Here is an 8,918-nt window from a genome sequence, read left to right as displayed (position 1 = left end):
GCCAACCACAGCCCCGCGGACGCGGTGCTCAGCGCTCCTTGGGCATCATGATCCAGAGCGCGATGTAGACGATCTCCCCGACGCCGAAGAGCCCGAACAGCACGAATGCGATGCGCACCAGGCCCGTCGAGAGGCCGAAGCGCTGGGCGAGGCCGGCGCACACCCCGGCGATCATCTTGCGTCCACGTGGTCTGACCAGCGGTCTCGTCATCTGGTGCCCCTACCCGGCCACCCCCGCGGGGACACCTCGGCGCCCTCGGTCACGCCCGCTCGACCAGCCGCAGCACCGCCTCGACGACGACGTCGGGCCGGTCCGCGGGCACGAAGTGGCTCGCATCGTCGACCCAGGTGAGGCGGGCGCCGGGCAGGTCGTCGGCCAGCCGCTGCCCGTACCGCGGCTTCATCTGGTGGTCCCGGCGGCCCCACACGATCTCGGCCGGCATCGTCAGCCGGGGCAGGAACGGCGCCACCGTCTGCGTGTAGACCGAGTCCAGCGAGCGCAGGTGGGCGGCGAGCTGCTCCGGGCCGCCGGGGCGGGACCACGGCTCGACGAAGCGGTCCACGAACGGGGCCGCCCGCTCCTGGTGGGCGAAGAGCGTCCGCAGCGCCGGGCGCAGCGCGGTCGCCAGCGCCGGGGGCGGCAGGAACCGCAGCGCCGGCCAGGTGGCCTTCAGCGCGCGCACCACAGGCACCGGCCAGGCGTCGTAGCAGACCCCGTTCACGACGCCGAGCCCGGCGACGCGGTCGGTGCTCGTGGTCGCCAGGATCTGCGCCACGCCGCCGCCGAGGTCGTGCCCGACCACCACCGCCCGCTCGACGTCGAGGGTGTCGAGCAGCCCGAGCAGCAGCGCCGCCTGGGCGGCGAGGTCGACCGGGTGGCCGCCCGAGGCATCGGAGTCGCCGTACCCGAGCATGTCGACGGCCAGCACCCGTGCCGAGCCCGCCACCCCGGGGACGACGTCCCACCACAGCCGGGAGTTGGTCGGGATGCCGTGCACGAGCAGGACGGTCGGCCCGGCGTCACCGGCCTCCCACACGTCCAGCCAGCGGCCGTCGACGTCGATCCTGCGGGTGGCACCGGTGGGGAGCTCCATGCCGGGTGCACTGCCCCGCCGCGCCGGCCCCGATGCACCGATCCGGCGTCCACCTCGCTCTCCCGTTCACCTCGTCGCCGGCGAGGGTAGTGACCCCGGTCATGGACGCGATCACTCTCGGAAAGGCCGGCCTCAAGGGCTGGCGGGCGCGCGTGGCCGATGCGGTGGCCGGGCCGGTGAGCCAGCGGGCGCCGGTCACCGACGACCAGGTGCGGGCGGTGATCGGCGCCGTCTTCCTGGCGCTCTCGGTGATGTACGTGGTGAAGGCCGCGAAGGACCTGGCGAGCCGGGCCTGACCCGCGCGGCCGGGCGGTCAGCCCCCGAGGACCACCCCACCGGGTGGACACGCCCGTGACCAGGCTCTTCCCACGACGGGTGCGGGAGGCGTACAGTTCACCTCGGTCGCTGTTGCGCCTCTGCTTTCGTTCTTGGACGTCCGCAGTCGTCTCTGCCTGACGTTCCTCTCGGTCGTTCCGGTCGGTGCGGCGGCCCCGCACCCGGTACGTACCTGTGCGGTCACCTCCCAGCACGGAAGAAGAACGACATGGCTCAGGGCACTGTGAAGTGGTTCAACGCGGAGAAGGGCTTCGGGTTCATCGCCCAGGACGGCGGCGGCGCCGACGTCTTCTGCCACTACTCCGCCATCACCGGCGACGGCTACAAGTCCCTCGACGAGGGTCAGCAGGTCGAGTTCGACGTCACCCAGGGCCAGAAGGGCCCGCAGGCGGAGAACGTCCGCGCGATCTGATCGACGTGTGAGGAGGGGGCCACGGCGCACTGCGCCGTGGCCCCCTCTGCGTCCCTACGGCGCCGGTCCCCGCGCCGACCACCGCACGACCGAGGAGGACCCCATCACCAGACACGGCGGACGCTGCGAGGAAGCCCATCTCGGGTGCCCCTGCCGGGGTGACGAGCGGATCCACGAGGAGCGCACCCACGCCCTCAGCGAGGCGCGCGCCAGCTCCGAGGAGGGCGTCGAGTGCCCCGAGTGCGGCGGCCCGACCACACCGCTGGCCATCGTCTCCTGGGGCAACTGCCGGGCCTGCCGCACCGCGCACTCCCGGTCCACCCACCCGCTGCGCTGGTGAGCTAGCGCGCCTGCACCTCCGTGCGGGCCGGGAGCGTCCACCAGCTGCCGAGCAACCGGTCCAGCTCGGGGTCGAACGGGTCCAGCCCGCCGCCCGGGTACGGCGTCAGCTCGCCGAACCACACCTCCCCGTCGACGTCGTAGAGGTCGACGCGGACGAAGTCGAAGGCGGCGCCCAGCGTCTCCGCGACGTCCAGCATGGCCGGGAGCGTTGCCGGCGGCGGCGTCACCGAGCCGGTGGCGACGTGCGGTTCCCGCGCCGCCACGGGCACCCATTCGCGGGTGTAGAGCCGCCGGGAGTGGCTCCCCGTGAGCCGGCCGGTCTCGACCTGCACCAGCCGCACCCGGCCGCCGAACACCAGGAACTTGTGGTCGGCGAGCACCTCGCCCGGCCGGCCGAGGAACTCCTCGGCCAGCAGCAGCCGGCGGGCCTGGCTGTAGACCCACTCGCCGCGCTCGGGCCACAGCGGCTCCCCGAGCCAGTCCGCGGTCAGCCGCCGCAGCGCCGGTACGTCGGGGCGGCCCACGCCGCGGTGCACGCGCATCGTGCCGTGGTTGGGCTTGAGCACCCAGCGCTCGGGCAGCTCGGCTGCGGCCAGCCCGCCCACGTCGGTGCCGGTCCACAGCACCCGCGGAACCGCCAGCCCGGGGCAGGTGCGGGCCGCGTACTCCTTCATCGCCAGCTTGTCGCCCAGCTGCCCGATCAGCGGCCGACGGTCGTGCACGATCCGCCAGTTCAGCTTCTCGGTGAAGGTGCGGGGGTCGCGCATACGCGGCAGGCGGCCGTGCGCCTCGGCGTAGAGCAGGGCGCGCTTCGCGGCGATCGGCAGCCGCCGCACCGCGGCCCGGCGCAACCGGTCGGGCACCGCGGGCACGTCGCCTCCTGGGGCTCCGGGCGGCCGTCGGCGACCGCGCTCGGCGAACAGTCTGCTCGGGCGGACCGCGGCGTCCGCTCCTAGGGTGGCGCCGTGACGACGGACGGGGCCCCGCGCTGAGCACGACCGACGATCGGAGAGCCCCTCGCGGGGTGGGTTTCGTCGCCAAGGACCCGTGGCACCCGGCGATCCGGCGCGAGCACATGATCGCCCGGGAGCTGGTCCGCCAGGGCCGCCCGGTGAGCTTCCTGCAGGCCCCCGCCGACTGGCGCCGGCTGCGCAGCGATCCCGCCAACTGGTCGGGGCACCTCCTCCGCGCGCGGTTCGCCCCGGCCGCGCCCGGCGTGCGCGTCTCCGAGCGCTCGACCGTGCTGCCCGGTTCCCGGGGCCGGCTCGCCGAGCAGCTGGACGCCACCCTGCTGGGCACCCTCCTCCGGAGCTCGGACTGGGACGTCGACGTCACCGCGTTCATGCTGCCGTGGGAGTGGCGCGCCGCCCGGGCCGTCCGCGGGCGGGCGGTGTTCGACTGCACCGACGACTGGGCGCGGCTGCTGCCCCACGCCCGGCGGCTGCCCGACCAGTTCCGCCGGATCGCCGACGAGGCCGACGAGGTCGTCGTGGTGAACCCGGTGCTGGCCGGCCTCTTCCCGGGGCGGCGACCCGTGGTCGTCCCCAACGGCACCGACGCCGACCTGCTCACCGCCCCCCGGACGGCCGAGCGCGCGGAGCGGCACGCCGTCTACGTCGGCAGCGTCGCCGAGCGCTTCGACGTCGACCTGGTGCAGGAGCTCCTCCGGGCGCTGCCGGACTGGACGATCGCGGTGCACGGGCAGCTGGTCTTCCCCGACCGGGCCCGCCCGGCCGCGGAGCGCTTCCGCGCGCTCGTCGCGGGATCCGGCGGCCGGCTGACCTACCGCGGGCTGCTGCCGCGCGAGCGGCTGGCCGCCGTCCTCGACGCGGCGACGGTGGGGCTGGTGCCCGACGTCCCGCACCGGGCGCTGGGGCAGTCGTCGATGAAGAGCTACGACTACGCGGCCCGCGGCTTGCCGCTGGTCGCGACCGCGGGACACCTGGAGCACGCCGCGGAGCTGCCCCCGCACACCGCGATCGTCTCCGGTGCCGACGAGATGGCCGCCGCCGTGCGCGCCGCCGCGGAGGAGCCTCCCGCGTACGCGTCGCGACGCCGGGACTGGGCCGCCGCCCGCACCTGGGAACGGCGCGCCGGCGAGTGGCTCGACGCAGGGCTCGGGCGGCCCCTCACCCCCGCCGGGTCGGCGCGCTCGGCCTAGACCCGGCCTAGACCAGGCTGCGCACCACCCGGGCCGGGTTGCCCACGGCGACCACCCCCGGCGGCAGGTCCGCGGTGACCACCGACCCGGCGCCCACCACCGTGTCGGCGCCCACGGTCACCCCTGGCAGCACGATGACGCCGCCGCCGAGCCAGGCGTTGTCCCCGATGGTCACCGGCGACGCGTGCTGCCAGCCCGCCCGCCGCTCGGCCGGGTCGAGCGGGTGCACCGCGGTGAGCAGCTGGACGCCGGGGCCGAGCTGGACGTGGTCGCCGAGCGTGATGGGGCCGACGTCGAGGAAGACCGCCCCCCAGTTCACGAAGCAGTGGGCCCCGACGCTGATCCGGTAACCGTAGTCGCAGCGGAAGTCCGACCGGATCGTCGTCCCGCCGCCCACCGCGCCGAGGAGCTCGGTCAGCAGCGCGTGCCGGCGGTGCGGATCGGCCTCGGCGTTGTAGGAGGCCACCAGCGCGCCGGCCCGCCGGGAGTCCGCGGCGAGGTCGGGGTCGTCGGGGCGGTACGGCAGCCCGGCCAGCATCCGGTCCCTCATCTCACCCACCTGCCCCACGCTAGCCAGCCCGTGCGGGGTGGCCGCCGGTCCTGCCGGTGCCGCTGCCTCAGAGGCTGACCGCCACCGTCGCCGCGAGCTCCCGGCAGGCCTCCAGGTCCGCCGGTCCCGGCGCACCGGTGAGGCTCAGCGGCGCGGCCACCTGCTTCCAGCGCAGGGCGCCGGTGACGCGCTCGATGCTGCGCAGGGCGCCTGCGGTGTCGTCGTTGCCGTGCACGTACACACCGAAGGGCAGCCCGGGCGTGGCCTCGAGGCAGGGGTAGTAGACGGTGTCGAAGAAGTGCTTGAGCGCCCCCGACATGTAGCCGATGTTGGCCGGGGTGCCCAGGAGCACCCCGTCGGCGGCGAGCAGGTCCGCGGCTCCCGCCGAGAGCGCGGGGCGCAGGACCGGCTCGACGTCGTCGACGAGCGCCACCCCCTCCCGCACCGCCTCGAGCACCGCCTGCAGCGCCGGCGAGGGGGTGTGGTGGACCACCAGGAGACGGGGCATCCCGGCATTCTCGCCGCCGTCCTGCCCCCGGGCACCACCGCCGGGCCGGGAGGTGTGAGGGTGGAGCCGTGCATCTGGTGCTGGAGTACGTGCTGGCCGACGACTACCTGGAACGCCGCACCGCCCTGCGGTCGGACCACCTGGACCTGGCGCGGGCGGCGCACGAGCGCGGTGAGCTGCTCCTGGCCGGCGCGCTGCCCGACCCGTACGACCGCGCGCTGCTGGTGTGGACGGCGCCGCGCGAGGTCGTGGAGCGGTTCGTGGCGCAGGACCCCTACGTCACGCAGGGCCTGGTGACGGCGTGGACGATCCGGCCCTGGAACGTCGTCGTCGGCTGACGCCGCGGGTCAGCCCGGTCCGCTGCCCGGCTCGTGGCGCAGCTGCCCGTAGATGCGGGCCAGGTCGGGCAGCTGCACGTGGGCGTTGAGCCCGCTGGGGTTGGGCACCACCCAGGTCACCGCGCCGCCCACCCGCTCGGGCTGGCGGCCGGCGACCGCCTTCGGCCGCCCGAACCCCTGCCGCCACGCGGTGATGCCCAGCACCGCCAGGACCCGCGGGCGCATGTCGGCCACCAGCCGCTCGAGCGCGTCGGCGCCGGCCTGCAGCTCCTCGAGGGAGAGCTCGGCGGCCGTGCGTGTCGGCCGGTCCACGACGTTGGTCACCCCGAGCCCGTACCGCAGCAGCTCGCGGTCCTCGTCCGGGCGCAGCAGCCGCGGGGTGAACCCGGCGAGGTGCAGCGCCGGCCAGAATCGGTTCCCGGGCCGGGCGAAGTGGTGCCCGACCTCGGCCGAGAGCAGCGACGGGTTGATCCCGCAGAACAGCACGTCGAGGCCGGGGGCGACGACGTCGGGCACCGGCTTGGCGGGCGGCCGGCTCATCGGTAGGTGAGCAGGTGCCGCCGGTCGCCGGTGACGTGCGCGTGGTCGTTGAAGGCCAGCAGCGACAGCCCTGAAGCGCCCGCCAGCACGGAGGTGACCCCCACGTTCACGGCGGCCCGGTTCAGCGCCACCACGCCGTCGGCCGGGGCGCCGAGCAGCCCGGCCACCAGCGCGGCGATGACCCCGCCGGAGGTGACGACGACGGCGTCGCGCCCGCGCGGCAGCCCGGCGGCCAGGTCGGCGAGGGCCGCGGCGGCGCCCGAGGAGAAGTCCGGCCAGCCGTCGGCGTCGCCGGCCGCGATCCAGGACCGGAGCGCGCCGTCGAGCAGCCGCTGGATCTCCCGGGACCCGGGGTTCCCGGCCGGTCCGGCGTCCTCGCCGGGGTAGCGCTTGAGCAGGTCGAGGTGGTCGTACTCGTCCAGCCGGGCGTCGGCCGTCCCGACCGGGCCGAAGCCGGCCGCCTCGGCGAGCAGCGCCGCGGTGTCCCGCTGCCGGCGCAGCGTCCCGGAGACCACCAGCGGGTCGCGCAGCTCCCGGCGCCGCAGCTCCTCCCCCACGGAGCGGGACTGCAAGCGGCCCAGGTCGCTGAGCACGTCGTAGTCGTCGGCGCCGAACGAGGCCTGCCCGTGCCGGACCAGGCAGATCAGCGGCATCCGGCCAGCCGCTCCGCGCGCTGCAGCAGGACCGCTGCGGCGATGCCGAAGTGGGCGAACCGCGGGTTGGTCGTGTGACCGGAACGGTACCGCGCCCAGATCTGCTGGATGATCACCGCGAGGCGGAACAGGCCGAAGACCTCGTAGAAGGTCCAGTTCGGCGTCGACAGCCCCGTGCGCTCGAGGTAGCGCGCCACGATCTCCTCGCGGGTGGGCATCCCGGCCAGCGTGCTCGGCTGGGTGGAGACCAGGCCGAACTCCTCGTCGTCCCCGGCGGTGACCCAGTAGGCCAGCGAGGCGCCGAGATCCATGAGCGGGTCGCCGACGGTGGCCATCTCCCAGTCCAGCACGCCGGTGATGCGGGGGGTGCCGGAGAGGTCGAGCACCAGGTTGTCGAGCTTCCAGTCGCCGTGCAGAAGGCTCGCCCGCACGTCCTGCGGCTGGTGGCGGTCGAGCCAGGCCATCAGCTCCTCGGCCGGCGGGACGTCGTCGGTCAGCGCGTCGCGGAACCGGCGGGACCAGCCCTCCACCTGCCGGCGGACGTAGCCGGGCCCCTTGCCCAGGTCGGCCAGCCCGGCTGCGTCGACGTCGATGGAGTGCAGGTCGGCGAGGGTGTCGTAGGCCGTCTCGCCCAGCACCCGCGCCTGCTCCGGGGACAGCTGCACGCCCTCGGGCAGCGTCCGGCCGAGCACGGTGCCGACGAGCCGCTCCATGACGTAGAAGTCACTTCCGATGACCGCGTGGTCCGTGCAGTTGCCGTGGATCTCCGCGACGACGCCGAGATGCGGGCGCAGCCGCTGCTGCACGCGCACCTCCCGGCCCATGTCGTGCGCCGAGGCCGCCTTGTGCCCGTGCGGGGGACGGCGGAGCACCAGCTGCGGGTCGCCGTAGTCGAGGAGGTAGGTGAGGTTGCTGGCGCCGCCGGAGAACTGCCGGACCGCCGGTGCGGGCCGCCCCGCCAGCGCCGGGACCCGCGGCGCCAGCCACGCGTGCACGGCCTCGACGTCGAAGGCGTCCTCCGGGCGGACATCACGCACGCGGCTCGCGTTCTCGCTCATCGCCGTCCATCCCACCACGACCGCCGCGACGCACTGCAGCGCCCCGGATACGCCGCGGCGGTGGGCGCGCCGGAGCGCCACCGTGACCTGCGCCACAGCCGGTAGCCTCGCGCCGGGCCGAGAGGCCGGCCCGCGCACACCGCCCCGGGCACCCGGGGCCCGGCCGCCGGGTGGGAGGCAGCCCATGGCACCGGACACCGTCCCCGGCGACGCGGTCGCCGACGCGGCGCCGTTCGGGGTCGTCGTCGACCTCGCGGGCGGCACGGTGGCCCTGGCCGGGGAGTTCGTCCGGGAGCACTCCCACCACCTCGTCGAGGCGCTCGCCGCGCTGGTGGGCACGGAGCACCGCAGGTGGACCGTGGACACCCGGCAGGTGACCCTCTGCGACGCGGCGGGGCTGCGGGCGCTCGTCACCGCGCACCACCTCGCCCGGCGCCAGGGGTGCGCGCTGGTGCTCGACCGTCCGAGCCCGGTCCTGCACCGGCTCCTCGTGCTGGTGGGCCTCGACGAGCTGCTCGAGGTGCACGCCGACCGCGCGGCGCCCCCGCCGGCGGTCGGCGGCGGCCGTCCGCTGCCGTCCGCGGGGCCGCTGCGGGCCGCGCAGCGCGCCACGACGGTCCCCGCCCAGCGCCGGCCCTGAGGGCCGGCGGGCTCACTGGACGGGCGCCCCCGGCGGCGGCAGCCGGTGGCCCCGCTGCTCGTCGACCGACGCGACGCCGGCGACGGCGCTCAGCGCGCCGAGGGTCCCCCTGGGCACCGAGCCGGTGATGATCCCGAGCGCGTCCAGCACCTGGTCGACCTGCATGCCTCGAGCCCGCAGGCCCTGGACGACGCCGTCGAGAGCGCTGAGGTGCCGCTCGTCCACGGTGACGCTGACGTGGGTCATGCCACCGACGCTACAAGGAACCCGCGAGACCGGGAACCGC

14 protein-coding genes are annotated in these 8,918 nt (G+C 75.5%); 5 read left to right on the top strand and 9 right to left on the bottom strand.

The window, feature by feature from the left end; translation table 11 throughout:
• Positions 1-28: 28 nt before the first annotated feature.
• Positions 29-211, bottom strand: coding sequence for a PspC domain-containing protein (locus ACI79P_RS11850; RefSeq protein WP_456581244.1), 183 nt, complete (start codon positions 209-211; stop codon positions 29-31).
• 49 nt (positions 212-260) lie between these two features.
• Positions 261-1,094, bottom strand: a complete 834-nt coding sequence (locus ACI79P_RS11845; protein WP_456581243.1) for an alpha/beta fold hydrolase — start codon at positions 1,092-1,094, stop codon at positions 261-263.
• Between the two features lie 101 nt (positions 1,095-1,195).
• Here ACI79P_RS11845 and ACI79P_RS11840 point away from each other — a divergent pair, with 101 nt between their 5' ends.
• Positions 1,196-1,390, top strand: a complete 195-nt coding sequence (locus tag ACI79P_RS11840; protein ID WP_456581242.1) for a hypothetical protein — start codon at positions 1,196-1,198, stop codon at positions 1,388-1,390.
• A gap of 248 nt (positions 1,391-1,638) precedes the next feature.
• Positions 1,639-1,842 carry a cold-shock protein gene (locus ACI79P_RS11835; protein ID WP_456581241.1) on the top strand — a complete coding sequence of 68 codons (204 nt, stop codon included), beginning with the start codon at positions 1,639-1,641 and terminating at the stop codon, positions 1,840-1,842.
• A 341-nt stretch (positions 1,843-2,183) separates the two neighbouring features.
• Here the strand turns inward: ACI79P_RS11835 and ACI79P_RS11830 are convergent, their stop codons facing one another.
• Positions 2,184-3,056 carry an ATP-grasp fold amidoligase family protein gene (locus tag ACI79P_RS11830; protein ID WP_456581240.1) on the bottom strand — a complete coding sequence of 291 codons (873 nt, stop codon included), beginning with the start codon at positions 3,054-3,056 and terminating at the stop codon, positions 2,184-2,186.
• A gap of 152 nt (positions 3,057-3,208) precedes the next feature.
• Here ACI79P_RS11830 and ACI79P_RS11825 point away from each other — a divergent pair, with 152 nt between their 5' ends.
• On the top strand, positions 3,209-4,345 hold the full coding sequence (locus ACI79P_RS11825) for a glycosyltransferase family protein (protein WP_456581239.1): 1,137 nt from the start codon (positions 3,209-3,211) through the stop codon (positions 4,343-4,345).
• Between the two features lie 7 nt (positions 4,346-4,352).
• Here ACI79P_RS11825 and ACI79P_RS11820 read toward each other — a convergent pair whose 3' ends face one another.
• On the bottom strand, positions 4,353-4,895 hold the full coding sequence (locus ACI79P_RS11820; RefSeq protein WP_456581270.1) for a sugar O-acetyltransferase: 543 nt from the start codon (positions 4,893-4,895) through the stop codon (positions 4,353-4,355).
• Positions 4,896-4,962: 67 nt separating this feature from the next.
• Positions 4,963-5,403, bottom strand: a complete 441-nt coding sequence (locus tag ACI79P_RS11815) for an NAD(P)H-dependent oxidoreductase (protein ID WP_456581238.1) — start codon at positions 5,401-5,403, stop codon at positions 4,963-4,965.
• A gap of 68 nt (positions 5,404-5,471) precedes the next feature.
• On the opposite strand from ACI79P_RS11815, the gene ACI79P_RS11810 reads away from it, so the two are divergent.
• A complete protein-coding gene (locus tag ACI79P_RS11810; RefSeq protein WP_456581237.1) occupies positions 5,472-5,741 on the top strand; it encodes a YciI-like protein in 270 nt (89 codons plus the stop codon).
• 9 nt (positions 5,742-5,750) lie between these two features.
• Here ACI79P_RS11810 and mug read toward each other — a convergent pair whose 3' ends face one another.
• The 3 genes from mug to ACI79P_RS11795 are packed head-to-tail and all read right to left on the bottom strand — an operon-like array spanning position 5,751 to position 7,992.
• A complete protein-coding gene (gene mug / locus ACI79P_RS11805) occupies positions 5,751-6,281 on the bottom strand; it encodes a G/U mismatch-specific DNA glycosylase (RefSeq protein WP_456581236.1) in 531 nt (176 codons plus the stop codon).
• Positions 6,278-6,934: a histidine phosphatase family protein gene (locus ACI79P_RS11800; protein ID WP_456581235.1), complete on the bottom strand. Its 657-nt coding sequence runs from the start codon at positions 6,932-6,934 to the stop codon at positions 6,278-6,280. The genes mug and ACI79P_RS11800 overlap by 4 nt, the downstream gene beginning before the upstream one ends.
• The gene (locus tag ACI79P_RS11795; RefSeq protein ID WP_456581234.1) at positions 6,925-7,992 is read right to left on the bottom strand and encodes a phosphotransferase family protein; all 1,068 of its coding nucleotides are present in this window, start codon (positions 7,990-7,992) and stop codon (positions 6,925-6,927) included. The genes ACI79P_RS11800 and ACI79P_RS11795 overlap by 10 nt, the downstream gene beginning before the upstream one ends.
• A 184-nt stretch (positions 7,993-8,176) precedes the next feature.
• Between ACI79P_RS11795 and ACI79P_RS11790 the strand changes: the two genes are divergently transcribed.
• Positions 8,177-8,632, top strand: a complete 456-nt coding sequence (locus tag ACI79P_RS11790) for an STAS domain-containing protein (protein WP_456581233.1) — start codon at positions 8,177-8,179, stop codon at positions 8,630-8,632.
• 12 nt (positions 8,633-8,644) lie between these two features.
• Here ACI79P_RS11790 and ACI79P_RS11785 read toward each other — a convergent pair whose 3' ends face one another.
• The gene (locus ACI79P_RS11785) at positions 8,645-8,878 is read right to left on the bottom strand and encodes a hypothetical protein (protein WP_456581232.1); all 234 of its coding nucleotides are present in this window, start codon (positions 8,876-8,878) and stop codon (positions 8,645-8,647) included.
• Between the last annotated feature and the right edge of the window lie 40 nt (positions 8,879-8,918).

It is taken from the genome of Blastococcus sp. SYSU DS0510 (genome assembly GCF_054050835.1).
Note: the sequence above shows the minus strand (reverse complement) of the source record. Positions and strands in the feature narration are given on the sequence as shown.

What these genes read in the sequence shown, in the direction of transcription:
- ACI79P_RS11850 (WP_456581244.1), bottom strand. Translation starts at nt 211, where the DNA reads ATGACGAGACCGCTGGTCAGACCACGTGGACGCAAGATGATCGCCGGG.
- ACI79P_RS11845 (WP_456581243.1), bottom strand. Translation starts at nt 1,094, where the DNA reads ATGGAGCTCCCCACCGGTGCCACCCGCAGGATCGACGTCGACGGCCGC.
- ACI79P_RS11840 (WP_456581242.1), top strand. Translation starts at nt 1,196, where the DNA reads ATGGACGCGATCACTCTCGGAAAGGCCGGCCTCAAGGGCTGGCGGGCG.
- ACI79P_RS11835 (WP_456581241.1), top strand. Translation starts at nt 1,639, where the DNA reads ATGGCTCAGGGCACTGTGAAGTGGTTCAACGCGGAGAAGGGCTTCGGG.
- ACI79P_RS11820 (WP_456581270.1), bottom strand. Translation starts at nt 4,895, where the DNA reads ATGAGGGACCGGATGCTGGCCGGGCTGCCGTACCGCCCCGACGACCCC.
- ACI79P_RS11815 (WP_456581238.1), bottom strand. Translation starts at nt 5,403, where the DNA reads ATGCCCCGTCTCCTGGTGGTCCACCACACCCCCTCGCCGGCGCTGCAG.
- mug (WP_456581236.1), bottom strand. Translation starts at nt 6,281, where the DNA reads ATGAGCCGGCCGCCCGCCAAGCCGGTGCCCGACGTCGTCGCCCCCGGC.
- ACI79P_RS11800 (WP_456581235.1), bottom strand. Translation starts at nt 6,934, where the DNA reads ATGCCGCTGATCTGCCTGGTCCGGCACGGGCAGGCCTCGTTCGGCGCC.
- ACI79P_RS11795 (WP_456581234.1), bottom strand. Translation starts at nt 7,992, where the DNA reads ATGAGCGAGAACGCGAGCCGCGTGCGTGATGTCCGCCCGGAGGACGCC.
- ACI79P_RS11790 (WP_456581233.1), top strand. Translation starts at nt 8,177, where the DNA reads ATGGCACCGGACACCGTCCCCGGCGACGCGGTCGCCGACGCGGCGCCG.
- ACI79P_RS11785 (WP_456581232.1), bottom strand. Translation starts at nt 8,878, where the DNA reads ATGACCCACGTCAGCGTCACCGTGGACGAGCGGCACCTCAGCGCTCTC.